The following is a 25,236-nucleotide window of genomic DNA, read 5'->3' as shown; positions in this document are numbered from 1 at the left end:
TTATAATCATTCAAAGATTGAAAACCTAAAAAGATAGGGCTTAAAGGACGTTAGATGAAAACCATTCGTTGTCAGATAGAAAAAATCACCCCGTTTAATGATGCCGTATTCCAAGTCATCCTTAAACCTGACACTGCTTTTGAATTTAAAGCGGGTCAGTATTTAAGTGTTGTTATGGGTGAGAAAGACAAACGTCCTTTTTCCATCGCTAGCGCACCTAATGCCGATAAAATTGAACTGCATATCGGTGCCGCAGTGAGTGAAAGCTACCCAATGCAAGTGGTTGAACGCCTAAAAACGTCTACTCATATTGATATTGAAGCGCCTGCAGGTAATGCCTATTTACGTCAAGACAGTACGCGTCCACGGGTGTTAATCGCTGGTGGTACTGGGTTTTCATATATTAAAAGTATTATTGAGCATCAAATTGCAATCGGCCAAACGGTTCACTCCACATTTTACTGGGGCTGTCGTACCGAAGATGCCATGTATTACCAAAACATCGCTCGTCAATGGCACGCTGACCATAAATGGTTAGACTTTGTTCCTGTTATTGAGCAAGCCGATGGCGATTGGGATGGTAAAACCGCCAATTTACTTGAGCAAATCAAACATGACTTTATTAGCCTTAAAGGATATGACATTTATATCGCTGGCCGTTTTGATATGGTGGGCGCTGCTCGGGAAGTGTTTAGAAGTTTAGGTGTAGAAGAAGACCACCTGTTTGGTGATGCCTTCGCTTTCATCAAATAATCATAATTATGTAAAAAAAACCGACTAAATCAGTCGGTTTTTTTATACCTCAAAGAGTGTATCAAAGTGTAACAAGATATTGTATTTCAACTTTTGTATCGTGATAGTTATCAAATCTTCGTCTAAAATGAGACACATGCAACAAGAATGAAACCTCTACCCTACCTTAGTTAACCTTTCAGGGAACCACAATGCGAAATAAGCCTACGATAGACAAAGAAGTCGAGCTTAAAGCGGGAGATGAATTAGTTTCAATAACCGATACCCGTGGCATTATTACCTATGCTAATCCTACATTTATTCGCATTTCAGGTTACAGTGAAGCTGAATTGATTACCCACAACCATAATTTAGTCCGTCATCCCGATATGCCCGCCGAAGCATTTAAAGATTTATGGGACAAATTAAAAGCTGGTGAATCATGGCGTGGTATTGTTAAAAACCGATGTAAAGATGGTAGCTATTATTGGGTAGATGCTTTTGTATCACCCTTGTATGAAAAAGGCAGAATTACTGGCTATCAATCTGTTCGCATCAAAGCCAAGCCTGAATACATAAAAAATGCGACCTCGCTTTACGCCCAAATCAAACAGGGTAAAAAATTAGCCTCACCATTAAGTTTCAAACAAAAACAACTCATAGGAACCTTACTTATCCTAGCAAGTGCACTGGCGATGGGCTTCAGCGCGAATATTTATGCCGCGATTGGACTAATATTGTTAACCACGTTATTAGCAGGAATATTTAAACAAGAGTTATTTACCATTCCTGCGCACATCAGTCGTTATCAAGCACAATACGACTCTGTCAGTCGTTTAGTCTTTTGCGGTAATGACCATAGTTCAGTGCTCGACTTTCAGCTAAAAATGAACCAAGCCAAAATGCAAGGTGTGCTTGGTCGAGCCCAAGATCAAGGCAATAACCTTGATCATATTGCCAATGAGTTGGTCACAACAGCAAAACACGCCAATCAAAGTATTGAAAAGCAAAAAGATCAAATTACCCAAATAGCGACTGCGATTGAAGAAATGAACGCCACTGTTGCTGAGATGGCTCAACATGCCTTATCAACATCCTCAAATGTTGATCAAGTACAAAACGTCTGTCTTGATAACCTTAAGGCCATGAAAAACAGTCGTAAAAATATTGATGCCCTGACTCAATCCGTAACGGAAGCCGCTGAAAGCACCCACTTTTTAAATAAAGAGGCTGAAAATGTCTCTCAAGCTATGCTAGAAATTAATGGCATAGCTGAACAAACTAACCTTTTAGCGTTAAACGCTGCGATAGAAGCCGCACGTGCAGGTGAACAGGGCCGAGGCTTTGCGGTTGTGGCAGATGAAGTAAGAGCATTATCCAGTCGCACGCAGCTGTCCACAGATTTGATTTCAAAAAGTGTCCAGTCAATGCATTCAATGTTGCATAACTGGTCTGCACAAATGCAACAAAGCAAACAACAGGCTGAATTATGCGTCGATGATATCGCCCATGTTGCGACGCAATTTGAGGTAGTCAACCAACAAATCATTGAAGTGAATATGTTTACTCAACAAAGCGCGGTTGCAGCTGAACAACAAAGAGCTGTCACCAATGAGATGACTGAAAATATTCATCAAATAAGTGAATTGAGCCAAGGTAATGTTCATAACTTATCTGTGATAGGATTAGCCGCTAACACCATTCAGCAGCAAGCTGAAAAGGCCAAAGGCCTTAGAAATACATTCGGATAAATTTAAAGGTTTAACATGCAACTCAGTCAATTAACACAACCGATTTACGATCATCTTTATCGCGATATTTTAGAGTTTAGAAGCACCTTTGATTTGCCGGTTGCTGACGAATCGAGTTTAGATGCACAAGCCGATGCTTTACACACTTCACTGATCATTGAAGAAATGACCGAGCTTGCAGAAGCCGACAGCCGCATTGAACAAGCCGATGCCATCGTCGATTCAGTTTATGTATTGATGGGCCGTTTAGTTCACTTAGGTGCCACTCAGGTAGTCGATCGTTTAGAAATTAGCTATCTGATAGATCTGTTGCTAAATGTGGCCAAAAATCGTCAAATTGACTTTATTCGCTGTTGGGACGAAGTGCATTCAAGCAACATGAGTAAAGTGTGTCGTAATGAACAAGAGTTAAACGAAACCATCGCCCACTATGCAAAACAAGGTGTGGAAATTGTGGGTAGCACTAAAGGCGAATTCATCATTGCCAAATGTGCTAAAGATGTCGAAATGGCCGGTAAAGTGGTTCGCCAAGGCAAGGTATTAAAATCAGTTTATTATCGCCCAGCAGATTTAACGCCGTTAGTTAAGGGTTAAAACTGAAAGCGTTTTTTGCTAAAACACTCGCCATGAGAATAGCAAAATAGCCAAATAAAATGCGCTTATCGTATTAACGGTAAGCGCATTTTTTGTGTTTAATTTACCAAGATAATCGCGTTTATCCTGAACCAATAAATTTAAACTCAGTTAAATTTTCAGGCGACTCCAACCGTGAGACGCCTTAATCACGTCCATGTGGGCTTAACCAAAACAATAACATCCATGTTAAACAGCCAGTTCGCCATCCATACCTCTCGCTCAAAAATGTTTAACTTAGTGAAACTTCGCCCGGTTTTGGATACTCGCAGGCTCATCTTCACCTGAATTATTGTCTCTTCGATTTAGCTTTATTGATGGATATGGAAAAAGCTAAATCAGAACAAAAGTTAGGTCACTTTTGGACAAAAGTGTGTAGGCCTTCGAATGAAGGCGTTGGCATTTTGAGCTTATAACATTTGGCTGAGTTGGAATTGGGATTTGTGTTTAAAGTCGAATCTTCATTGTTGTTAAAAGCCTGCGGCTCGCTTATGTGCAGATACTGCTTCGGGACGCTATGCGTCATCCCTGACCGCTTAACGAAAACATCCCTGTTTTCGATACCCTCAGCCGCATCTACACTTGGTTATTTGATCTCTTCGATTTAACCTTTCGGGTATCAATCGGACAATAAAAAGCTAAATCGTTTTTGGACAGAAACAATTTAGTGCTTAGGCTCTAAAATTTACAATTCACATTATCATTACTAATGATTACCTTAAGAAAGCGGGTTTATGCTCACTAAGAGATGAACTGCCCTGTGCGGAGCCGCATGCAGTGTGGGGCTGGAGACTAGACACCTCCGACTACCCGATTAGCTTTGTAGCGATCTTTTGAGTTGGTCTATAAGTCCTTTTTCAGGTTTTGCTATAAAAGTTTGTCCCTGCGCTATGTGAACCCATAACTTTAGCGAATGAATATTAAGTGAAGATGTTTCAGTTACTGATTTAGGAAACCGGATTATCCAATCATCCTTGCCACCATTGAGACGAAATGGCACTGCAAAAGTAGCATCTTGCCCTTCGGTCAACACCTTTGGAATATCATCAAAACCAGGAATTCCGAATAATTGAATCATGCTCGTTTTACTACGCCAAAAACCAGCTTGCCACCCAATACTTTCTATTTTTGCTGGTTTATTACTTAAGTTTACGACCTTAATTATACAATAATCTGGTGTTCCCTCTGTGCCACTAGAGACTATTTGTCTATGGCCAACGGTGATTCTAAGTTTCACCTTGTTCTGATTGTACGCAAAAAACAAAGAGGTAATAACAGCAGCTATAGTGCCGAAGCTAGCTACCCATGTCCCGATCATTGTCCAAAACTGAATTTCATCTGAAGTCATGTCTTCCCTCTAAAAAGCTAACGTCACCTTAAGTGGCAAAAAATTGATAGCTAAAATGTTGAACGAATTGAAAACAGCAAACTGTTTTTTGTGATTTTTCAAAGAAATTCTATATACTTATCTGCTAATACGGCAAACTCTCCCCAACCTATATCCTCTATGCATAGACCAATTCCACTCTCGGTGATTGTGCCATACATTATAACAACCTTGCCTTAAGAGTTATCGTCAATACCATGCTCTCTTGAGCTTAAATCTACAGCTTTTAAACAAAAATCGACATATTCACCACGTGGATATTCAAACATAGTTTGTCTAATGTTTTGAGGAGTAGGACCACGGTTAATTGAGCTTTTTATTTTTGCGAAATAAAGTCTAGGTACGTCATCAATATTATGGACATTTTTAATATCGACTAATAAATCCCTTAATTGGATCGCATTTTTCCTTCCTGGTAAATGAAAGTATTTATACATGTTTTTGTTAAAGTTTCTGCATAAGCCGCGAACAGTCGTAATCCTTGATGGTAAGCTAAAACTTTCACCATTATGTCGCCCAATTGGCACATCAGCTAACTCACCGTCAATATCCTCGACTGGGTCACCCTGATATTCTTGAGGATTATCGTTCTTTGGCGGCACCGGTTTTAATTTCATAAAGCCTTTTACAATGACCAACTCATCATCTTCAATAGCTTTTTTTGCTAACTCTTCAGAAGTGTATTTTTTGCCTTCTGCTTTTTTTACTCTCAAACTACAATCTGGAGTGTACTTACGCCCATGAGCGAAAAAAGCTTTCCTTCCGTTTGTATCAAATTCTTTCTTTTCAGGTGATTTAAACAAAGGAACGCTACATTCAGGACAGAATATTTGTCCTTTCATTTCAGGGAGGTATTCAGTTGTAGTTACTTCTTTAGCTTCCTTTTTTAGTACCTTTTTATCACCTTTTTCAAAATCCCAATCCTCAAGATAATAAGCAAACTTTATTAAGTTGTTGTCTTCCATTCGCTAACTCCTAAACCCTTTAGTCACTCAACATTTGTATAGTGCGCATGCGTGTATTTTGGCAAAACGCGCATGCGCATTTAATAAACCATTATCTAAGCCGCACCTTGGGAAAGTCATTGATTCATAAGTACTCTATCAGGGAGAGCAGAAAAAAACGAGCACACTTAACCGAAAACGCGCATTGATACAGAGGTATTGCTGAAAGCAGCCAGTTAGTGCCGTTAATGGATTAGTAAAGCTAAGTCAAGTAGTTGGTTAATTATCAGGGCTGGTTACCGACTGCAACTCACAACGGGGCATTTCCGTGTCAGTGAAAATACTAATTTAGAGATATACAGATTACTTCGAGTAAGGCAAATAGTGCCATAGTCGTTTGTTATGCAGCTATTCCCGACTTTTCTAAGGCACTTTTTATCTCAGTTTCATGTAAACGCTCGACGGACAAATAGTCATTCACTTTGGCGTAACGACCACCAGTGTCGATATACTTTCTTTTTTCAGGAGTATCTATACTAGGCGTGATACAAGCAAAATCACACAGATTTAGATAAAAAGATCTTGCAATGCGATATGCCGCCACTAATTCATCCGTAGTTGTACCGACAGTTAATATTGATTCTAATTCAGGTTGTTTTTCAATTTTTACTGGTACGAGTACGCCCTTTTCAGCTAATTCGATGTAAATTTCCGGGATACCAAGTTTCTCAGACAGCCTAAATATTGCACTACAAGCATTAAGGTAAAAAGAAAACGTCATTGGCTTGTTTACGTCTCTCAAGGTTGCATCAATACCCCACTGAGCGGTAGATAATTCAGACTCAATATCCTTAAATGCGTCTACATTTGGGGATGGTAGCCCTTTCGTTGGAGAGCCTAAGAAGAAATTTGTATGCAGACGTGGATGAACCTTAAAGTTCACTTCAATACATGAAAGATATTCTGTCTTGCCTATTTGCTCAAAGTACGAGAACAATTCCTGCCGATGTGAGCGATAAGTATCTAGATTATTTTTGTGCGACACAATTTCAATCTGCTTGGCAGATTGCTCAGTTGAGTGTAATCGGCTAATAAGAACGGATAAAGGAATAGCTAATGAAAGTAAAGCCAAGGGCAATACTGAAATCTGTAAGAACGTTTGAAAGCCTTCAGCATTCAAAAGCACGTCATAGTCTTGCCATGCTAAAAAACCTGTTCCAAGAAAATATAGAATCGGAGCTAGAATTACCAACCAAAGTAACCCTTGTTTCATTAGCCCTAGCTCAGGATGAAGAGTCAAAATAAATCGGGTACGCTCTACAAAATTGCTTCCCTTCGATACAAAAACAAAAGTCAGGCCGAAAGCCATGACCAGTGGTAATAAAATCAAGGCGATAAGTTGCGCCATAGTTAAAATATCCTCCTGCTGCATAACGCTAATTAGGCGGCCAACAGCCGCATTTTACGCTGATATAATGCCCTCATTTACCTACTGACTCAATTACAAATCAAAACTTATCAATAAAACAGAGAAGTTAGATCGCTAGGAGTTGAATAGTTTTTGGATGTGCGAGATTCGCATAACTTTTTGTAGTGCAAATTCACATTAACATTATGTGAATGAGTATTTACTCTAAGTGATTTCGGGGCAAAAGTGAGTTACAGACACCCACAGTCTAATTCATTTATCTCTGCTCAATTATGGAAGACCATAACTTCAATCTAACCCATTGCCTGCCGCTGGGATGTTCAGGATGAACGGAATGTCGCGGTCACATGGATGTGAAAGAGCGACCTTATGTGCAGATAATCCAGCGAGTCGCCGGCTCTTGGTTTTAAAATCAGCATCCATGTGGGCTTAACCAAAACATCCATGTTTTGGATACTCGCTGGCTCATCTGCACCCGAAATTTTCATCTCTTCGATTTAGCATCTTTTGTGACTAAAAAAATAAAACATGAATAGCACGCAGAGCACAATTTAAAACTACCAGACTCAACTTGAATTGAGGCCATCGAAAAAAGGCCGTGAGCTTGGCATGGATGCCAAGCTAGCTTTCGTTGGGCCAGGGATGGCCCATCGGAAGCGTTAGGACTTTTTGAAAAGGGCCGAAGCCGATTACAGATAAGGTTTAAAGTTGGATCGAACCCCATCGAAAATTATGCGCTTTTCAGCATTTTTCGCCTGGGGCGCTGAGGGTTTCCAAAGGGGCGCAAGCGTTTTGCCCCTTTGGTCTGGTGTGGGCGAAGCGCCACGACTTACCTCGGCCGTATAGGCCGCAAAGCAATAATACTATCAGAAGCATTAGCTTAATTTGTTTTAGGTGACAAATGCCGAAGCAGACTACAAACGAAGCTAAAAGCTGGACTGAACCCCATCGAAAATTATGCGCTTTTCAGCATTTTTCGTCTGGGGCGCTGAGGGTTTCCAAAGGGGCGCAAGCGTTTTGCCCCTTTGGTCTGGTGTGGGCGAAGCGCCACGACTTACTTCGGCCGTTTAGGCCGCAAAGCAACCATTACGCAGCAAGCACAATATTACGGCTAGCTTCAATCGCTGCAATCACTTCTTGTGGCTTATCAACACTTAAATGAATCTTACTCATAGATTCAGGTAACTGCCCCAATCCGCCGTGGTAAATAACAGGCTTGACTAAGTTAAGGGTTAAATTAGTCTGCCCTCGCCCGATTGAGATAACCTCAGTATCATCTTTAGTTTCAGACTTCGCTTCTTGATTGAGCATGCAGGAAATATCAGCCATATCTATCACCATAAAACCCCATAAGCCATTATTGATGACTAATTTATTACGCAGAAAATATAGCGAGTAATGACGCGATATACGATGATTGGCGACAATTGCCATTAAGGTATAAGAGATGAATGAGGCGACAATAATGGCGACGATCTCGCTCCATGATTGCAATAATATATAACTGATAATTGATGCCGCAACACAGCCAATCACCATTAGCCAAACGTGCCAACGACGGGCGCTTAACAGAGTAATATGCGCTGTGGTTGACGGATGCTGGCGCGAAAACCAGGGTATAGAATAATACCAATTGGTCGCTTCACTAGCCAAAATCAATGCCATGGTTAAGGTTTTTTCGGCATCCTCATTATAGGTTTCGACCGCACCGACACGTGGATCCCCTTTTAGCTTACGCGCATTAAGCAGGCCACGAATAACACTAACGATCAAATACAGCTCGATAAGTAACAGCACCGCGATTATGGGGTAACGTAACCACATAACAAACTCAAAATAATGACTCAGTTCGGCGGGATAACTTAATCTGGCCACTAAACTGCTTAAACTGAAAATCATAATCAGCTTCCACAACTTTTGCTGGCCGATTTTGATAATGCAGTACCAGTAGCCGATTGGCAACAGTAAAAAATACACTGCCGAAATCCCGCCAAGTAACCATTTGTCATCAGCTGAACTCAACGTATCTGGCGTAAAATGGACTCCCAACCAAAAGCAAATCAGTGACAAACTTAAAAACAATAAACGAAATTTGACTTTTACACGCATCAAACAATCCTTGTTGATTAAAATATTTGGTTAAGTTAACTCACCTCAGTTTGTGATAATAAACTCGGAAAATTAAGCTAGATTTGGCGCATTGGTGAGCCAGAATAAAACTCAACCAAAGCCAAACCAGCATAAAGATACACAAATGATTAACAACTAAGAATTTGTCAGTAAATGTATTGGCTAGATAACAAATAGCAAAAAGCCGCAATTAAGCGGCTTTTAAATCAATAGCATCTGAAAATTCTACACAAAGTAATCAGCACTTAAGGCGGCAAACAACACAAAACCGGCCCAGTTATTATTTAAAAATGCTTTAAAGCATGGTGCACGTTCACGGCCATAAATTAACCATTGCTGATAAGAGCTAAAGCCAATGAAGGTAACAATACCCAAACCATATACCAAGCCACGATCGGCATATAAGCCTGCCATAATAAAACACCCAAGCGCGGCTAACTGAAACAAGCCAATCCACTGTCTATCATATCGACCAAATAATATGGCGGTAGATTTAATACCCACTTTTACATCATCATCCCTATCAACCATGGCATACATGGTGTCGTAAGCCACTGTCCAGCACCAATTGGCGGCAAACAACCACCAAGCTTCAACCGGAACGCTACCTAACTGTGCGGCATAAGCCATTGGAATAGACCAGCTCCATACAATGCCTAAAAACATCTGTGGCATATTAGTGATCCGTTTCATAAACGGGTACATCACAGTCAAAACAATGCCGACAACTGAAAGCTGCACCACTAAGGTATTTAACAGCAGCACCAATGAAAACGCCACTAGGCCTAGTATAATAAACAGAGTTAAGGCTTCTTTTACCGTTATTTCACCTGAAACCAATGGCCTATTTTGGGTGCGCTCGACATGGGCGTCTAGCTTACGATCGGCAAAATCATTAATGATGCAACCGCAAGCGCGCATGATCACCACGCCAACAACAAATATGAGCATTACCTTGGTATCGGGCATTCCCTTTGCAGCAAGGAGCAATGCCATCAAACATGGCCACAACAGTAATAAAGTCCCGATAGGCCGATCGATACGCATTAAGCGGGCATAAGCATGCAGTTTTTGTTTCACCCTAATATCCTCTTACTTAACACGCTTCCAGCTTGGCTAGGCTAACGAGTAACCATTTACTGCCAAAATCACGAAAATTAACCTGTACTCGTGCTTTTTCACCTGTGCCTTCAAAGTTAGTCACGACACCTTCAGCAAATTTAAAGTGTTTTACCTTTTGGCCGACACTGAATCCGGTTGTGTTTGCCGATGATTGGCTAAAAGCAGTGCTGGCACCCCGAGCGGGAAAACGCTGACTGATTGAAGGTGACACTTGGGCACGTAGTCGAATTTGTTCAACGTATTGTTCAGGGATTTCGTTAATAAATCTCGACGGACGCGCATAATCTTCACGGCCGTAAATACGACGAGACTCGGCATAACTGATGTACAGTTTTTGCATTGCCCGCGTCATACCAACATAACAAAGGCGGCGTTCTTCATCTAATCGATCGCCCTCATCTAATGCCATTTTGCTTGGAAATATCCCCTCTTCTACTCCCGACATAAACACCATAGGAAACTCTAACCCTTTGGCCGAATGCAAGGTCATTAGTTGCACGGCATCGGTAAAGGCGTCAGCCTGGCCCTCGCCCGCTTCTAAAGCGGCATGGGATAAAAAGGCATTTAATTCCCCCATATCTTCAAGCTCTTCGGGCATTTCAAAACTTTTAGCAGCCGTGACAAGTTCGTTTAAGTTTTCTATTCGCGCCTGGGCTTTCTCACCTTTTTCGGCTTCATACATTGCCCGTAAACCAGATTGATTGATTACGCTATCTGTCATGCGGTATAGCAACATGTCAGCGGTATCTGTGCGCATATGGATCACTAAGTCCATAAAACCACGTACTGCATTGGCTGCGCGGCCTGCCAACACTTTTTCTTCTAACAATCTCAGGCTAGCCTGCCATAGGGTTAATTGCTGCTGCCTGGCGGTCGATCGAATGATCTCTAGGGTACGATCGCCAATGCCTCGGGTAGGCGTATTCACCACCCGCTCAAAAGCGGCATCATCATCTTTATTATTGATAAGACGCATATAGCCCATGGCATCTTTAATTTCTTGGCGCTCGAAAAAGCGTAAGCCGCCATAAATTCGGTACGCAAGCCCACGGTGCAATAAGGCTTCTTCTAACACCCGTGACTGAGCATTTGAGCGATATAAAATAGCGCAATCGCTTAAGCTGCCGCCTTTATCTTGCCAGTCATTAATACGACCAACGATAAACTTAGCTTCATCCATTTCATTGAAAGCACAGTAAACTGAAATAGGCTCGCCATCTTTATCTTCGGTCCACAGTTTTTTGCCTAGTCTATCGGGGTTATTGGCAATCAAATCGTTAGACGCTTTCAAAATATTGCCGGTAGAGCGATAGTTTTGCTCAAGACGAACGGTTTCTGCACCGGGGAAGTCTTTTAAAAAACGGTGCAAGTTTTCAATTTGTGCCCCACGCCAGCCATAAATAGATTGGTCGTCGTCACCAACAATCATCACATTAGCGCTGTTACCTGCTAGCACACGGATCCACGCATATTGGATAGCGTTAGTATCTTGAAATTCGTCGACCAGAATATGGCGAAAACGGTCCTGATAATGGGCTAAAATATGCGGTTTATTCAGCCACAACTCATGGGCCCTGAGTAAAATTTCCGCAAAATCGACTAAGCCGGCGCGATCACATGACTCTTGATAGATTTTATAAATATTCAGCAAATTTTGCTCAACAGGAAAGCCACCAGCATCAATGTGTTTTGGCCTTAACCCTTGGTCTTTTTTACCATTAATATAAGATTGCGCTTGTCTTGGTGGATATTGTTTATCATCTAAATTGAGACTTTTTAAAATACGCTTTAATAGCCTAAGCTGATCATCAGAATCAATAATCTGGAAGCTTTGCGGTAAGTTAGCATCTTGAAAATGGGTGCGTAAAATGCGGTGCGCTAATCCATGGAATGTGCCAATCCACATACGCCCCATGTTACTGCCAACCACTTTTTCAACTCGCTCACGCATTTCTGCTGCCGCTTTGTTGGTAAAAGTTACCGCCAGAATAGAGTATGGACTTTGTTGTTCAACCTGCATCAGCCAAGCAATACGATGGGTTAATACCCTTGTTTTACCACTGCCAGCACCTGCTAACACCAACATGTTAGATAAAGGTGCGCCTACGGCTTCGCGTTGCTTGTCATTTAGGCCGTCTAATAATGATGATACGTCCATTTTTCCTCCCAGAAATCTGGACGCATTATAACGTCAAAATCACCTCAGATGCGATGATAGTCCGTGGATTTATGTGGCAATAAAGTATTGCCACAAGGTAATTGACCTCAACTCTGGTTAATAGATGGGCTGAATAAGCTGAATCCAACAGAGTTAGCTTATTTTGTAGCAGGCTTGTCAGTTGTTTTGAATACAAATCACATAAACACGTCAATAGCTGGTCTATTGCACGTTAATGAAATGCCGTTAGCAAGACAAAGGGCTGTTTGGTAAACGTTTATTATCCCGAGTTGAGGTTAATTAACTTTATTGCCTAAGTTTCAGCCAAGTAGGTCATTAGGTGGAGGGCTTAAATTGACAAAAACCAGTACGAAAACTACTATAATTCCTCCTTTAGGTGACAGGGTTGAACTAATTTGAATATCAATGATTTAGAGTTATTTATTTTAGTTGCTGAGCAAGGGAGTTTTGCCAAAGCCGCAGAGTCATTGAACACCCGCAGAGCCTTAGTCAGCCGCCGTATTGCCGAATTAGAAAAGCAACTTGGCGCCTCATTATTTACCCGTACCACCCGGGCAATGTCACTGACCCCTTCAGGTGAGTTGTATTTAGAACAAGTTGCCCCACTGCTCAAACAACTGAAAAACGCATCGTTTGTATTCAAAAATAGATATAACGAAGTGCAAGGGCGCGTTCGAATTGGCCTACTTCCCTTTGCTGACAAAATGCTCGATCAGCAAATTGCTAGCTTTGTACATAGTTACCCGCAAGTACAGTTAGACATCACGGTGATTACAGGGGGATTTAAAGATATTGCCCGTCTCGGTTTAGACTTAGTGATTGATATTAATCAGCCCCGTGACAGTCAATTTACCTCTAAAACACTACTCAATTTTGAACGAAAGATTTACGCCAGCCCTAGCTACCTAGAAAAGTCATCAGTGATTGAAACCCTTGAAGATTTACAATACCAATCATCACTTGGTTTTCGGGGAGCAAATGGCTTAGTCGAAGAAAAATGGAATTTTCAGCAAGCGACTATCACAGCTCATCACAAAGTCATCTGCAGTGATTACAATACACTTTATAACCTCTGTTTGGGCGGTGCGGGGATCACTTTGCTCCCAGAAATTATTGTGCATAAAGCTGTAGAAAATAAATTACTGGTTAATGTGCTTCCCGAATTGAGCGCTGGTTTCAGTGACCTTAATTTAATCTATCCCTATGATGCAAACCTATCCCACGCGACCAAAGTGCTGATTGAGCACCTATCAAACCCAGCATAAAACAGTGTCATTGTGGTTGCCTGTAATACCTATTGCTGGTTTATGGTCTATAACATCATCTTTTCAGCAAACGCTTTTGGCCCCTTGAGTATCGCACGACCAACTGCCGCTAAATCAAGCCACTGATTTTCAATCGCTTTATCAATGTACTCAGCGGTTTCTATACCACCGACACCTATAATACATGCCTGTAATCCTGCTTGCTTCAAGTAGGCGGCTTCTTCAACCAAGAAGCCTTCTCCGCGACGTTCTTTTGGGCGATTCCAGCCACCAATACCGGATGAAACATCTAACATCACCACGCCAGCATCAATAAAATATTCACAGGATTCGACAATTTGCGTCTGGGTAAGCCCTTGTGGATACAGGTCTTGCCCCGGTACTCTAACCATAATCGATAGCTGGGTGTGTTGCTTAATTTGCTCAATGATTTCCACGATTAACCTTGCACGATTTCGCTGAGAACCACCATATTGATCATCGCGTTGGTTAGTCAGGGGGGATAAAAACTGATTCAGACCATAGCCATGTGCGCAATGCAGCTCCACAAAGTCAAAGCCTGCTAGTTCAACCCGTTTGGCGGCATCTATAAATTGCTTTTTCAATACAGCAATATCATTTAGTGTCATCATTTTAGGGACAGGTAAAATGCGATCATAGGCAGGAACCGTTATCCCTGATGGCCCCATTAAATCAGGGCAAACATCAAGTTGAGCTTTACCACCACAATGGGTTAATTGCAGACCTGCTTTGGCGCCAGTCTGATGAATAACCTTTGCAATATCCTTAATCCCATTAATACAATCATCATCATGCACACCAAGTTGATTAGGCTCACTGCGACCAGAAAACGCCACAAAACTATATTCAACCATAACCAGTCCCGCTTGGGATTGGGCTAAATTGGCATAATGGCGCAGTGTTTTATCGGTTACCTTGCCATCAAGCGTTGAAGTTTGCGAGGCCATTGGTGCGACAACTAAACGGTTTTTAAGTACATGCTTTGAGATGGTTAAGGATGAAAAGCGATTCATATCTACATATCATTCAATTAATTTTTCAATATTGTAACTGACAATATTCAAACAAATAAGCGGTTATCTTTGCCCATCTGGAGATAATATCTATCATGTTGTAAACCGCAATTCACAAATTTAAAAAAATGGGCCAGTATTTACTGACCCATTTTTCAACGTATCTGAATTACTTTTTATCGTCTTTTAAACCAATACTGTCCATCCAGTATTCAAAATTAACCAGGTTACCCGGTAATACAATGCGGCTGCCCGGCTTACTTAACCCATCAAGTTGCTTCATGTACTGCTCACCTAACTGCATCCGCAAGGCGCTTTGACCACCTTCAGATGAAATAACCGAGGCTAACCGCTCAATCGACTCCGATGTAGCCTTCGCTAACGTTAAAATCTCTTGGGCTTTACCTTCAGCCTCGTTAATGCGGCGCTGCATTTCACCTTCTGAGCGGTTAATGGTTTCAGCCATTACACCTTCAGAGCGATTAATTTTACTTTGTTTATCACCTTCACTTTTAGCCAGTAATGCACGGCGCTCACGCTCAGCGTTAACCTGCATTTCCATGGCATTTTTAACGGTTTCTGGCGGGGTAATATTTTTAATTTCATAACGATGAACTCGAATGCCCCAAATGGCTCCAGCCTCATCTAATACTTCAACAACTTTAGCTGAAATTAAATCGCGTTCTTCAAATGTGCGATCTAAATCTAAGGTACCAATCACCGAGCGAGTGGTCGTTTGCGCGAGTTGGATGGCCGCATAACGATAATCAGTAATACCATAACTGGCTTTAACAGGGTCTGTAACCGAAATATAAATCACCCCATCCACTTCGACATTGACTTCATCGCTAGAAAAACACTCTTGCGGGGGCACATCGATGGTTTCTTCTTTTAAGTCGTGAATGTAAGCCACTTTATCGACAAAGGGCACCAAAGCATGAAAACCGGCATCTAATGTGCTGTGATATTTGCCTAATCGTTCAACTATGTAGGCTGACTTTGTCGGCACTAAACGAATAGATTGAAATAACTTCATCACAAAGATGGCAAAAATAATGCCCCAAATAGCCATGACTGCAATATCTGTATCAATGCCATTAATGATCATTAGCGAGCTCCTTTTGCATGAGTTGATTGAGCGCCCGAAACCGCGTGTGTCACTTGTTCCATGCCTTCAAAAAAACCTTCCAGTTTTGCCATTTCTGCTGGTACAACAGACACTTCTGACTCGGCTAAAATCTTGCCTACCTGACCAATAAATTGCTCTTTAAGTAACATGTTCATCGCGTCATTACCGCCATTAACGGTAAGCGCTTTACAGATCATTGCCATACCTTCTGCTTTGGCATTAGCAATAATCGAGATTTCTTGTCCCGTGCCAATTGCTTCATTAATGCGCTTTTGCTTTTGTCCTTCAGATAAATTGATCGCCTCTTGACGCTCCCCTTGCGACATATTAATCATTGCCGCTTTTTCAGCATTAGCTAAGGTAATTTCAGCTCGTTTACGACGCTCGGCTTCCATTTGTTTTTCAAGCGTATGGATAACATGGTGCGATGGGGTAATGTTTTTAATCTCATAACGCAGCACCTTAATTCCCCATGGATCTGATGCTTTATCAATTTCACGTACAATCGATTCATTCAAACTGTCACGCTCAGAAAATGTTTGCGATAAGGTCAATTTACCAATTTCCGAACGCATGGTGGTTTGCGCTAAATTGACAGCGGCTTTACGATAATTTTCAATGCCGTAACTAGCAAGCTTGCCATCCATCACTTTTAAGTACACCAAGCCATCCACTTCTAACTGAGTGTTATCTTTCGAAATACAACTTTGTGGCGGAACATCGAGCACTTCTTCACGGGTATCGTGGCGATACGCAACACGATCTACAAACGGCACTAAAAAATGAAAACCTGGTTGCAACACGGTACGAAACTTACCTAAACGCTCAATAACATGCACTTCGCGCATAGGCACTATCAACATTAATTTATATAAAATAAAAATGATGAACAAAAATATTATGGTAAACATGAACATGCTCTATTCCTTTTGATTAAACATTAAGGTGACCTAGCTTTGTAGCCTGTTATTCCAACAAAGGCTCAACCACTAATGCAATGTTATCCCGACATATAATTCTTACTTTAGTCCCCGATTTAATTTCGCTGCCATCCCCTAATGCGGTCCAATCTGAACCTAAACAACTAATCCGTCCGGTTTGCTGACCAGGCCCGATAGTTTCCTTCACTATGGCGTGCTGATTATACAAATCTAGCTCTTCATCGGTATTGTCAACACGCGAATCACCACCGACAAGTCGTTGCGTGACATGGCGAAAACTCAACAGCAACACCATTGAGGAGATAAACCACAGGGTCAAACTTTGGCTAATGCCTTCAACAATTCCCAAAGCTAATGCTGCAGCAACCAATAAGCATGATGTTCCAAGTAAAATCACAATACCACCGGGTATGATAATTTCCGATAACATCAACACAATTCCGACTATTAGCCAAATTGAAATGGGATCACTAACAGACATATTTGCTCCTTATTATTATCGAATGCCTTAAATGACTATAACAACTCTATTGCCGTATTGCGACATATTATGTCGAGATGTGTTGAAAAAATGTTAGCCGAATGTCATAAAAAGATGTTAGTTAACCTACACTAACCTAAGATAAACATTATTATGCAGACATCAACATATCAGGCTACTGAAATAGCATCGACTAAGGGGAATTGATAGGAAAAATAAGGCAAATGCATGCATTAATAGCAGATAGATTACTCGTTAATATACCATTCAGCTACAAGGGACTGTTTAATCATCACAATTATACTCAGCGCTGTAATGAATGTTTAATTTGAAAACACTAAAGGGACTCTCATGAAAAAAAAATGGCTTGCTTTAGCCTTATTGGCCACACAACCGGCTACGGCGGATGATTTAATACAATGGTGGGATTTTAGTGCAACGGCTTTGTACGGTAATAATTATGATCTAGCCCCATCGGAAGAACAAACAACTATCACATTTGAAACTGCTGGAGCATGGAAATACGGTGACTGGTTTGCCTTCCAAGACTTTATTTACTTCAATGACTCCAATGGTCAAGAACACTCCACTTATGGTGAAATTTCCCCACGTTTTAGCCTAGGAAAAATAACCGATAATAAAATCAAATTTGGGCCGATTTCTGATGTGTCATTAGCCTTTTCATTTGAAGAGGGGCGCGGGCCTGTAAATAGTTTTCTTTATGGTATTGGAGTCGACTTTACTCTCCCTTATTTTAGTTATTTTCAATTAAACACTTACCGTCGGAATGCCATCAGTGATGGCAATAATAGTGACGGTTGGCAACTAACGCCAACATTTAGAATGGACTTTCCCGTTGGCAATTCAAATATTGTGTTTGATGGTTTCATCGATTGGATATTTGTAGCGGATGAAAATGGCTACCAAGAAAACATTCATATCAATCCACAAATAAAATATGACTTAGGCGCGATTTTGTTCTCAGAACACAAAAAAGACAAACTGCTGGTGGGTATTGAGTACGACTACTGGAAAAACAAGTATGGCGTGGACGGTATTGATCAAAATACCTTTTCAGTGATTGCAAAATATCACTTTTAATCACAGCGACAGCATTAAAAAGGCACCGTAAGGTGCCTTTTTATAAAAGGTTTATCGCACAAATTATGCAAGCAGCTTTTTAGCTGCTGCGACAACGATAGATACCGCAACACCTTCAGTTTTCTTCATGCTTGCTTCATCTGGGATCTCTTGCTGAGTGCGGTTTACAATCACACCCGCAACGCAGGCTGCACGCCAACCTTGAGTCGCACACATAGTAAATAAAGTGGCTGATTCCATTTCATAGTTCAGCACACCCATTGACTGCCACTCTTTCATCGACCCAACAAAACGTTGCGTGATACGGCCTGATACCGTGTCATAACGCTCTTGTCCTGGATAGAAAGTATCAGAAGATGCAGTAATACCCACATGTGGCTCAAGACCCGCATCACGACATGCCGCGACCATAGCCGTAGTACAGTCAAAGTTTGCAGCAGCAGGGAACTCAAGTGGTGCAAAATGCAAGCTGGCACCATCTAAACGTACTGATGCTTGGGTCACAATCACATCCCCCACATTCACATGCGGTTGTATTGCTCCCGTTGTACCGACACGCAAGAATGTCGTTACGCCTAATTGTGCTAATTCTTCAACTGCGATAGACGTTGAAGGACCACCAATACCCGTTGAACAAACAACCACAGGCTTGCCATCTATGTAAGCTAAATAGCTAGTATATTCGCGGTGACTGGCAAGAAAAGTGGCTCCATCCATTAATTCGGCAATACGCTTCACACGCTCTGGATCACCCGGCACAATCGCCAAAGTTGCGCCATCTAGCATTTTTTTGGTCAAACCTAAGTGGAATACGTCAGACATGCTGAACCCCTATATTATTTCTAAAATAAAACGCTGTGTTTCCTAAACAATACCTCAGTATGCATTAGGAAAAGGTTAACTAGATCACATTATTATTCATCATCTAAATTAATTGTTACTGAATGATTACAAATCAAAAAACAGCGCAGTTAACCAACAAGGATCATATTTTAGCAAGAATTAATCTAAAGCGTTGATAATTTGATTTACATCAATTTTTTTTTACCTAATTAGGCGTAGGTTTAAGTTAAGCAGTAAAATAAATCACCCTACAAGGAGTTAAGAATGTTCCCAGAGTACCGCGACTTAATCACTAAACTAAAAACCACTGATGCACATTTCACCCGTAAATTTGATGAGCATAATCAGTTAGATGAAGAAATTAAACAATTAGAGACCCACAGCAGCAGTGACACAACACCGGAAGTTAAAGTGCTGAAAGCGAAGAAGTTACATCTCAAAGAAGAGATTTTTGAAATACTCAAAAAACATGAAATGGCTTAAACATTTTTTAACGCCAACCGATAGAAAAATTAAAGGACGCCTAGGCGTCCTTTATTGTTTATCAATAACTGAGTGTTATAGGTAATAATCTTTAAGCGGCGGGAAACCGTTAAAGCATACTGCCGAATAGGTAGTAGTATATGCACCCGCAGTTAACCAGTACATACGGTCACCGATAGCTAAATCAACCGGTAAACCATAGCTGTAATGCTCATACATAATATCAGCACTGTCACAGGTTGGCCCTGCGATAACACATTTATCTAATTCGCCCGTACGGTCGGTATAGATAGGGAACTTAATCGCCTCGTCCATGGTTTCAATCAAACCAGAGAATTTACCCACATCGGTGAACACCCAACGCTCAAGTGCGGTATGTGATTTACGAGAAATCAACACCACTTCAGACACTAATACACCCGCATTTGATAACAACGAGCGACCTGGCTCTAAAATAATTTCTGGCAAATCGTCACCAAAATCTTCATGCAAAAAATGCTTAATTTGCTGAGCATAGATTGCAAGCTCATTGGTTTTGTCTAGGTAATTAGCTGGAAAACCTCCACCTAAATTAATCATTTTTAGCACTATACCGTGCTCGTCACGTAGACGGTCAAAAATGCTTCTTACTTTACCAATTGCTGAGTCCCATGCGCCGATATCACGTTGCTGAGAACCAACATGGAAAGAAATACCATGCGGTTGTAAACCTAACTCTTTGGCTAATACTAGTAAATCGTATGCCATCTCGTTTTGACAACCAAACTTACGCGACAAAGGCCAATCAGCCGTATGTGTACCTTCAGTAAGAATACGTACATAGACCTTTGCACCTGGCGCTTCTTCAGCAATCATACGTAAATCGGCTTCAGAATCTGATGCGAACATACGCACGCCTTGCGCATAGAACGAACGCACATCGACACGCTTTTTAATGGTGTTACCGTAGCTTATTCTGTCAGGACTGACGCCAATTGAAGTCACCATATCTAATTCATAAATAGATGCAATGTCAAAGTTTGAACCTTTATCCCGCAACAAAGTTAATACTTCTTTTGCTGGATTGGCTTTCACTGCGTAATAGACGTTCGCAAATGGAAAACTTCTTACCATGTCATCGTATTGTTTCGCAATGATTTGAGTATCAATGACTACAAACGGTGTTGGTTTGTCTTTCGCAAATTCTGTTATACGAGCGAAAGTGTCTTTGTCATAATAATCAGCTACATCAATAGATTGAAATTGGCTCATTAGGCCAGTGCCTCCTCATAGTTGGGCAAACATAAATGGGGGTTTTTAATAACATCAAAAAAACACGCGCAGTAAACGCTATTTCAAGCGTCAACGCAACGAATTTTTATGCGATTTTGGTAATTTTTTATTCCCATAAACACAAGCATTTATTTCATACTGCCTATGGGGTTATTTGCACCACAACAGACATAATTAAAGTCAGCAGTTGAGCCATCTATTCAAACAAAAATCGGCCAAACCACAAATAATTAACCAAATTAAGTTTTTAAAAAGGCTGACTACCACTGTGATTTAAGGGTGTTGGCATCTTGAGCAAACTCAATTGATTGAATACTTAATTCGTTTAATTTAATGATTGTCGCTTGGCCTTTTTCTGCAGGAAAAGCTGCGGTAATTTCCCCTTCTCTATCCAGTCCTAATGTAAAGGGATAATCTTGCATTTTAGGCACGGCTATAAATCTCGCAATTAACGAGGGCATACCACTGATATCAGCCACATAAACTAAATTTGTTGGACGTTGATCATCAGGTGTATCAGCTAATGCCGCCTGAATGATCTCGCCGCCATCCATATCTCGACTAAAGAGTAAAACTTTCGTTTCTGGAGTCACATTTAATGGTTTTTCAAACTGGTCTTGTAAGCTGATTGGTGCCAGTACATCGCCCACTTTGATTGTTGGGGTTTCAGCAACTGCTACAGAGGTAAATATCAGGCTGATGATTAAGATTAAGTATTGCATTGGTTTCTCCAAATAGTGTTTTCAGCAAACTATCAACATAATATGAAACCTATCTGAAATGTGCGGCCTAAAGATGACTTTTTATAAAATGGATCAACTTGTTATGATAAGGTTCACAAAAGTGCTTTATGCCTTACCGTATATTTTTTAAAGAAGGGATAGCAGATGGACCAGCCAAGTTTAGACAAAGAACTCGCCCAGCTTCAAAGTGCCTACAATCTGATTACCGAATTTTTAGTGCAATACAGTTTTCAGCTCATCGGTGCCTTACTAATCTTTTTATTAGGGCTATGGGTTGCGAGTAAAGCGGCCAGTTTTGTCGCCAATCAATTTGAAAAACATAACGTTGATATCACATTAAGTAATTTCACCTCAAACTTGGTGCGTATCATTATCATCATCATGGTAGCCGTGATCTGCTTAGGGAAACTTGGGATCAGTGTCACCCCTATGGTCGCCGCTATTGGCGCGGCTTCACTTGGGGCGGGGCTGGCATTGCAAGGGATGCTGTCAAACTATGCTGCTGGAGTCACCATTATAGTGACCCGCCCTTTTATCGTTGGCAATACTATTGAAGTGAAAGGCGTCAGTGGTGTGGTTGCGCAAATAAAGCTAGGGTTAACCATACTGACAAATGAAGAAGGCGAACAAATTAGCATTCCGAATAAACACATCATAGGTGAGATTTTACATAACTCATTTGAATATAAACTAGTAGAAACCTCTCTTAATATTGACTATCAGGCCGATCCTGCCGCTGTTATTGCCATTATTGAGCAAGCAATTATGCTGTCAGATAAGGTCAACCAAGAACAAAAGTCATTAGTGGGTATTAATGGTTTCAATAGCATAGGCATAGAAGTGGGTATTCGCTATTGGGTGCCGACAGCACACTATTTTCAAGCTAAATATGAAATTAATCAGTTTGTTATTTTAGCTTTAAAACAGGCCAATATTCATATTCCTTGCCCCGTAAGAGAAATTCAAATTCAGCATTAAGCCCTTTCTGAGGGCCGCTTAAAGCGGCCCTTTTTATCGCTTCAAAAAAGACTTACATACACGACAAAAAGTCATTAAAACTTGACACTGTTTCATTGTTAGCACATCTTTAAGTAAAGCTTACTTGACATAAAGACAAGCTAACTTAAAAAGGAGTGTAAAATGACATCACCAGAATCAATAAACACAGATTGGAAGCAACGTAATAATCTCAACACTAAGCGCTTAGCCAAATGGACTGCTGCTTGGGTTATCTCATTAGCACTCGCTACCTTTGGCGATAAATTTATCTGGCAACAAGATGAGTTAATCACAGCAATAGCCATTGGGGTAAACTTTATCATCGGGATCGTGATGATCATGGTCAATAAACAACATCTCATCGACTTAGATGAATTGCAGCAAAAAATACAACTCAACGCCATGGGATTAAGCTTAGGCATTGGATTAATTGTCGGTATTAGCTATTCAACCCTGGATACCACCGGACTGATCAGCAGTGATGCCGAGATATCTCATCTTATTATCGTTATGGGACTGACTTACATGATTGGCATTATTTTAGGCAACAGGAAGTATCAATGAAAAATCGCTTAAAGGTATTAAGGGCCGAGCGCGACTTAACCCAGGCACAATTAGCTGATTTATTAAATGTGTCTCGACAAACCATTAATGCGATAGAAAAAGGCAAGTTTGACTCCAGCTTACCTTTAGCATTTAAAGCTGCACGATTATTCGGGCTCAGTATTGAAGATATTTTTGAAGATGAAGTGGTTGAATAATCAAAAATGACGATGGCTTATATTTGTCAATTCGATAACCCAAAAGTGACTCTGAAACAACATGTTGAATAGCAATATCAGAGTCACAATATTTTGTGCATAAACATGCTGTTTGGGTCTATCCTGTAGTCGGCAAATTTGTCGCCTTCCTGAAAACCAAAACGGCTATAAAGTTGCCTTGCCGGCGCAAAGAAATCCATTGTGCCAGTTTCTAAACTTAATTTTTGATAACCGTTAGCCTTTGCAAACGCCAGCATATGTTGCAATAACTTGGCAGCAACTCCTTTTCGTCTATGGGCTTTAGCCACTCGCATCGACTTTATCTCGGCATGGGTTTGAGATAATTGTTTAATTGCACCACAACCCGCTAATTGGTCATTATCCCAAACCGTCCAAAAAGTGATCTCGGGCTGACGCAATTTTGACAGGTCAAGCGCATGGACCGACTCTGGCGGTGAGGTTGCGTACATATCCTCTAAATGCTCATTCAGTAGCGCGGCTATTTCTGGGCCGAATAAATCATCAATGCGTATTTCCATGTTATAGGCCTCGTTGCCACTCTTGCCTTAATGGCACCATACCTTGTAATGCCTGAGTAACCTGAGCCAATAATTGGGGTTTATCTTTGCCTAAGACGCCTTTTAACACCAGATAGTTAGAGGCATGATCGGATCTAAATATGGTTTTATCCAGTTCAAGGTGGCTCAGTAGAGTTTGCATTTCAACTAATAATCCTTGCTGATTAGGTAGCTCAAACTTCCCATCAAATCCCGCATCCATTCGCGCAGTTCCTAGTGGCAATGTCACTACCAGGGTCGACAAATACTCCGGCTGAGCCTCGTTCATTAATTTGGCTGATGCTATAGCATGTTGTGTAGAGAGTTTAGTTCCACCTAAGCCCATTAAAATCATCACAGATGACTTTATACCTGCTTGCTTAATTTTTGTTAACGCTGCAAGCGAGGACTGGTAGCTTTCACCTTTTTGAATTCGAGTAAGCACTTCATCATCACCACTTTCACAGCCGATATACAATAAAGATAACCCCATTTGACGAAGCTCAGCTAACTGCTCAACGGTTTTGTTTTTTAAGTTGCGTGGCAAACAATAGCTACTGATCCGAGTCACTGAGGGTAAATGGGTATTGATTAACTCACAAATCGCTTTTAATCGCTTAAAGGGCAAACTCATTGCATCGCCATCGGCAAGAAATACCCGACTAATGGGGTAACCGGATGCCGCAGCAACAAGAATATCTTGTTCAATATTGTCGACTTTTTGGGCGCGAAATTGTTTTTGCGGTTGGGTATACATATCGCAAAAACTACAATTATTCCAACTGCATCCATTGGTAACCTGCAATATCAACGACTTCCACTCAGATGGAGGTCTAAAAACAGGTTCAATATATTTTAACAAGATCACATCCTTCTCTAACGAGTCAAATTACAATATTATCACTAAGTTGGCAGTGTAAATGACTGCCGTATCATAAAAAGTACTACCTTTGCGGCGTTTTTCAAGTTAGTTGTTATATTAACCGCAAAAACATTCCATTCACATGATGGACTGTTCAATAAAGACTCAACATTATCTTTATGTGAAATTAGAGGTATTAAGATGAATCAAACAGCACTAGATATCAGTGAGCGTCGCGGCAAGGCCATATCCAATTGTGATCATTGAGTGCTGGCTACAGCTGAACAAAAGTTAGCCTTATATGATTTGCATCGTTTCGGTTACCGCTTACTGTTTGTTAGACATAGCGTAAAAGGTCCTATGGCTGTTATTTGCCAACAAGATGATATTGCCATAATTTACCATGATGGTGAGGTTGATTTACGGCCTAAAATATCTTTGCGCCAGCCGCACTGAGT

At 41.0% G+C, this 25,236-nt stretch carries 24 protein-coding genes; 9 read left to right on the top strand and 15 right to left on the bottom strand.

Features of this window, described 5'->3' with window-relative positions:
• Nucleotides 1–54 precede the first annotated feature (54 nt).
• The 3 genes from fre to ORI98_RS12475 all read left to right on the top strand — a co-directional run bounded on the left by fre (nucleotide 55) and on the right by ORI98_RS12475 (nucleotide 3,077).
• Nucleotides 55–753, top strand: coding sequence for an NAD(P)H-flavin reductase (gene fre / locus ORI98_RS12485; protein WP_261298440.1), 699 nt, complete (start codon nucleotides 55–57; stop codon nucleotides 751–753).
• 191 nt (nucleotides 754–944) lie between these two features.
• Complete coding sequence (locus ORI98_RS12480; RefSeq protein WP_306135428.1) at nucleotides 945–2,483, top strand: methyl-accepting chemotaxis protein; 1,539 nt, start codon at nucleotides 945–947, stop codon at nucleotides 2,481–2,483.
• Between the two features lie 15 nt (nucleotides 2,484–2,498).
• Complete coding sequence (locus tag ORI98_RS12475; RefSeq protein WP_306135427.1) at nucleotides 2,499–3,077, top strand: nucleoside triphosphate pyrophosphohydrolase family protein; 579 nt, start codon at nucleotides 2,499–2,501, stop codon at nucleotides 3,075–3,077.
• A gap of 853 nt (nucleotides 3,078–3,930) precedes the next feature.
• Here the strand turns inward: ORI98_RS12475 and ORI98_RS12470 are convergent.
• The 6 genes from ORI98_RS12470 to uvrD form a co-directional block, all read right to left on the bottom strand.
• Nucleotides 3,931–4,464 carry a hypothetical protein gene (locus ORI98_RS12470; RefSeq protein ID WP_306135426.1) on the bottom strand — a complete coding sequence of 178 codons (534 nt, stop codon included), beginning with the start codon at nucleotides 4,462–4,464 and terminating at the stop codon, nucleotides 3,931–3,933.
• A 215-nt stretch (nucleotides 4,465–4,679) separates the two neighbouring features.
• Nucleotides 4,680–5,468, bottom strand: coding sequence for a hypothetical protein (locus ORI98_RS12465; protein ID WP_306135425.1), 789 nt, complete (start codon nucleotides 5,466–5,468; stop codon nucleotides 4,680–4,682).
• A gap of 379 nt (nucleotides 5,469–5,847) precedes the next feature.
• Nucleotides 5,848–6,855 (bottom strand): hypothetical protein, encoded by a 1,008-nt coding sequence (locus ORI98_RS12460; protein WP_306135424.1) that lies wholly within the window; start codon nucleotides 6,853–6,855, stop codon nucleotides 5,848–5,850.
• A 1,107-nt stretch (nucleotides 6,856–7,962) separates the two neighbouring features.
• Nucleotides 7,963–8,985 (bottom strand): hypothetical protein, encoded by a 1,023-nt coding sequence (locus ORI98_RS12455; protein ID WP_306135423.1) that lies wholly within the window; start codon nucleotides 8,983–8,985, stop codon nucleotides 7,963–7,965.
• A 246-nt stretch (nucleotides 8,986–9,231) separates the two neighbouring features.
• The gene (gene ubiA / locus ORI98_RS12450; protein WP_261298496.1) at nucleotides 9,232–10,092 is read right to left on the bottom strand and encodes a 4-hydroxybenzoate octaprenyltransferase; all 861 of its coding nucleotides are present in this window, start codon (nucleotides 10,090–10,092) and stop codon (nucleotides 9,232–9,234) included.
• 10 nt (nucleotides 10,093–10,102) lie between these two features.
• Nucleotides 10,103–12,286: a DNA helicase II gene (gene uvrD, locus ORI98_RS12445; protein ID WP_261298432.1), complete on the bottom strand. Its 2,184-nt coding sequence runs from the start codon at nucleotides 12,284–12,286 to the stop codon at nucleotides 10,103–10,105.
• 416 nt (nucleotides 12,287–12,702) lie between these two features.
• On the opposite strand from uvrD, the gene ORI98_RS12440 reads away from it, so the two are divergent.
• On the top strand, nucleotides 12,703–13,572 hold the full coding sequence (locus tag ORI98_RS12440; protein WP_306135422.1) for a LysR family transcriptional regulator: 870 nt from the start codon (nucleotides 12,703–12,705) through the stop codon (nucleotides 13,570–13,572).
• A 47-nt stretch (nucleotides 13,573–13,619) separates the two neighbouring features.
• On the opposite strand, the gene ORI98_RS12435 is transcribed toward ORI98_RS12440, so the two are convergent.
• The 4 genes from ORI98_RS12435 to ORI98_RS12420 all read right to left on the bottom strand — a co-directional run bounded on the left by ORI98_RS12435 (nucleotide 13,620) and on the right by ORI98_RS12420 (nucleotide 17,157).
• Nucleotides 13,620–14,606 carry an NADH:flavin oxidoreductase gene (locus ORI98_RS12435; RefSeq protein ID WP_306135421.1) on the bottom strand — a complete coding sequence of 329 codons (987 nt, stop codon included), beginning with the start codon at nucleotides 14,604–14,606 and terminating at the stop codon, nucleotides 13,620–13,622.
• Between the two features lie 169 nt (nucleotides 14,607–14,775).
• Entirely contained in the window at nucleotides 14,776–15,714 is a 939-nt protein-coding gene (locus ORI98_RS12430) for an SPFH domain-containing protein (RefSeq protein WP_188840117.1), read from the bottom strand.
• Nucleotides 15,714–16,652: a slipin family protein gene (locus tag ORI98_RS12425; RefSeq protein ID WP_261298426.1), complete on the bottom strand. Its 939-nt coding sequence runs from the start codon at nucleotides 16,650–16,652 to the stop codon at nucleotides 15,714–15,716. The genes ORI98_RS12430 and ORI98_RS12425 overlap by 1 nt, the downstream gene beginning before the upstream one ends.
• 49 nt (nucleotides 16,653–16,701) lie before the next feature.
• Entirely contained in the window at nucleotides 16,702–17,157 is a 456-nt protein-coding gene (locus ORI98_RS12420; RefSeq protein WP_261298425.1) for an NfeD family protein, read from the bottom strand.
• 351 nt (nucleotides 17,158–17,508) lie between these two features.
• Between ORI98_RS12420 and ORI98_RS12415 the strand changes: the two genes are divergently transcribed.
• The gene (locus tag ORI98_RS12415) at nucleotides 17,509–18,258 is read left to right on the top strand and encodes an outer membrane protein OmpK (protein WP_261298424.1); all 750 of its coding nucleotides are present in this window, start codon (nucleotides 17,509–17,511) and stop codon (nucleotides 18,256–18,258) included.
• 63 nt (nucleotides 18,259–18,321) lie between these two features.
• On the opposite strand, the gene udp is transcribed toward ORI98_RS12415, so the two are convergent.
• Nucleotides 18,322–19,080 carry a uridine phosphorylase gene (gene udp, locus ORI98_RS12410; protein ID WP_261298423.1) on the bottom strand — a complete coding sequence of 253 codons (759 nt, stop codon included), beginning with the start codon at nucleotides 19,078–19,080 and terminating at the stop codon, nucleotides 18,322–18,324.
• A 285-nt stretch (nucleotides 19,081–19,365) separates the two neighbouring features.
• Between udp and ORI98_RS12405 the strand changes: the two genes are divergently transcribed.
• Nucleotides 19,366–19,584 carry a YdcH family protein gene (locus ORI98_RS12405; protein ID WP_188840113.1) on the top strand — a complete coding sequence of 73 codons (219 nt, stop codon included), beginning with the start codon at nucleotides 19,366–19,368 and terminating at the stop codon, nucleotides 19,582–19,584.
• Between the two features lie 75 nt (nucleotides 19,585–19,659).
• Here the strand turns inward: ORI98_RS12405 and ORI98_RS12400 are convergent, their stop codons facing one another.
• Both ORI98_RS12400 and ORI98_RS12395 read right to left on the bottom strand, forming a co-directional pair.
• Nucleotides 19,660–20,835, bottom strand: a complete 1,176-nt coding sequence (locus tag ORI98_RS12400; protein WP_306135420.1) for a type III PLP-dependent enzyme — start codon at nucleotides 20,833–20,835, stop codon at nucleotides 19,660–19,662.
• A gap of 281 nt (nucleotides 20,836–21,116) precedes the next feature.
• A complete protein-coding gene (locus ORI98_RS12395; RefSeq protein ID WP_261298421.1) occupies nucleotides 21,117–21,578 on the bottom strand; it encodes a hypothetical protein in 462 nt (153 codons plus the stop codon).
• Nucleotides 21,579–21,743: 165 nt separating this feature from the next.
• Here ORI98_RS12395 and ORI98_RS12390 point away from each other — a divergent pair, with 165 nt between their 5' ends.
• The 3 genes from ORI98_RS12390 (at nucleotide 21,744) to ORI98_RS12380 (ending at nucleotide 23,359) form a co-directional block, all read left to right on the top strand.
• The gene (locus ORI98_RS12390; RefSeq protein ID WP_306135419.1) at nucleotides 21,744–22,577 is read left to right on the top strand and encodes a mechanosensitive ion channel family protein; all 834 of its coding nucleotides are present in this window, start codon (nucleotides 21,744–21,746) and stop codon (nucleotides 22,575–22,577) included.
• A gap of 162 nt (nucleotides 22,578–22,739) precedes the next feature.
• Nucleotides 22,740–23,162, top strand: a complete 423-nt coding sequence (locus ORI98_RS12385) for a hypothetical protein (RefSeq protein ID WP_261298419.1) — start codon at nucleotides 22,740–22,742, stop codon at nucleotides 23,160–23,162.
• Nucleotides 23,159–23,359 (top strand): helix-turn-helix transcriptional regulator, encoded by a 201-nt coding sequence (locus ORI98_RS12380; RefSeq protein WP_306135418.1) that lies wholly within the window; start codon nucleotides 23,159–23,161, stop codon nucleotides 23,357–23,359. Before ORI98_RS12385 ends, ORI98_RS12380 begins: the two co-directional genes overlap by 4 nt.
• An 83-nt stretch (nucleotides 23,360–23,442) precedes the next feature.
• Here the strand turns inward: ORI98_RS12380 and ORI98_RS12375 are convergent, their stop codons facing one another.
• Both ORI98_RS12375 and ORI98_RS12370 read right to left on the bottom strand, forming a co-directional pair.
• Nucleotides 23,443–23,898: a GNAT family N-acetyltransferase gene (locus tag ORI98_RS12375; protein ID WP_306135416.1), complete on the bottom strand. Its 456-nt coding sequence runs from the start codon at nucleotides 23,896–23,898 to the stop codon at nucleotides 23,443–23,445.
• 1 nt (nucleotide 23,899) lies between these two features.
• On the bottom strand, nucleotides 23,900–24,781 hold the full coding sequence (locus tag ORI98_RS12370) for a radical SAM protein (protein ID WP_261298495.1): 882 nt from the start codon (nucleotides 24,779–24,781) through the stop codon (nucleotides 23,900–23,902).
• Nucleotides 24,782–25,236: the final 455 nt, after the last annotated feature.

Origin of the sequence: Shewanella sp. ULN5 (assembly GCF_030731885.1) — a bacterium.
GTDB lineage: Bacteria > Pseudomonadota > Gammaproteobacteria > Enterobacterales > Shewanellaceae > Shewanella > Shewanella holmiensis.
This window is presented reverse-complemented; position numbering and strand designations above follow the sequence as displayed.

Excerpts from the sequence above, each read along its gene's own strand:
- ORI98_RS12375 (WP_306135416.1), bottom strand. The coding sequence starts at position 23,898 with ATGGAAATACGCATTGATGATTTATTCGGCCCAGAAATAGCCGCGCTA.
- ORI98_RS12435 (WP_306135421.1), bottom strand. The coding sequence starts at position 14,606 with ATGAATCGCTTTTCATCCTTAACCATCTCAAAGCATGTACTTAAAAAC.
- ORI98_RS12390 (WP_306135419.1), top strand. The coding sequence starts at position 21,744 with ATGGACCAGCCAAGTTTAGACAAAGAACTCGCCCAGCTTCAAAGTGCC.
- ORI98_RS12405 (WP_188840113.1), top strand. The coding sequence starts at position 19,366 with ATGTTCCCAGAGTACCGCGACTTAATCACTAAACTAAAAACCACTGAT.
- ORI98_RS12425 (WP_261298426.1), bottom strand. The coding sequence starts at position 16,652 with ATGTTCATGTTTACCATAATATTTTTGTTCATCATTTTTATTTTATAT.
- ORI98_RS12400 (WP_306135420.1), bottom strand. The coding sequence starts at position 20,835 with ATGAGCCAATTTCAATCTATTGATGTAGCTGATTATTATGACAAAGAC.
- ORI98_RS12480 (WP_306135428.1), top strand. The coding sequence starts at position 945 with ATGCGAAATAAGCCTACGATAGACAAAGAAGTCGAGCTTAAAGCGGGA.
- ORI98_RS12470 (WP_306135426.1), bottom strand. The coding sequence starts at position 4,464 with ATGACTTCAGATGAAATTCAGTTTTGGACAATGATCGGGACATGGGTA.
- fre (WP_261298440.1), top strand. The coding sequence starts at position 55 with ATGAAAACCATTCGTTGTCAGATAGAAAAAATCACCCCGTTTAATGAT.
- ORI98_RS12380 (WP_306135418.1), top strand. The coding sequence starts at position 23,159 with ATGAAAAATCGCTTAAAGGTATTAAGGGCCGAGCGCGACTTAACCCAG.
- udp (WP_261298423.1), bottom strand. The coding sequence starts at position 19,080 with ATGTCTGACGTATTCCACTTAGGTTTGACCAAAAAAATGCTAGATGGC.
- ORI98_RS12460 (WP_306135424.1), bottom strand. The coding sequence starts at position 6,855 with ATGGCGCAACTTATCGCCTTGATTTTATTACCACTGGTCATGGCTTTC.
- ORI98_RS12395 (WP_261298421.1), bottom strand. The coding sequence starts at position 21,578 with ATGCAATACTTAATCTTAATCATCAGCCTGATATTTACCTCTGTAGCA.
- ORI98_RS12465 (WP_306135425.1), bottom strand. The coding sequence starts at position 5,468 with ATGGAAGACAACAACTTAATAAAGTTTGCTTATTATCTTGAGGATTGG.
- ORI98_RS12415 (WP_261298424.1), top strand. The coding sequence starts at position 17,509 with ATGAAAAAAAAATGGCTTGCTTTAGCCTTATTGGCCACACAACCGGCT.
- ORI98_RS12455 (WP_306135423.1), bottom strand. The coding sequence starts at position 8,985 with ATGCGTGTAAAAGTCAAATTTCGTTTATTGTTTTTAAGTTTGTCACTG.
- ORI98_RS12430 (WP_188840117.1), bottom strand. The coding sequence starts at position 15,714 with ATGATCATTAATGGCATTGATACAGATATTGCAGTCATGGCTATTTGG.
- uvrD (WP_261298432.1), bottom strand. The coding sequence starts at position 12,286 with ATGGACGTATCATCATTATTAGACGGCCTAAATGACAAGCAACGCGAA.
- ORI98_RS12385 (WP_261298419.1), top strand. The coding sequence starts at position 22,740 with ATGACATCACCAGAATCAATAAACACAGATTGGAAGCAACGTAATAAT.
- ORI98_RS12420 (WP_261298425.1), bottom strand. The coding sequence starts at position 17,157 with ATGTCTGTTAGTGATCCCATTTCAATTTGGCTAATAGTCGGAATTGTG.
- ORI98_RS12475 (WP_306135427.1), top strand. The coding sequence starts at position 2,499 with ATGCAACTCAGTCAATTAACACAACCGATTTACGATCATCTTTATCGC.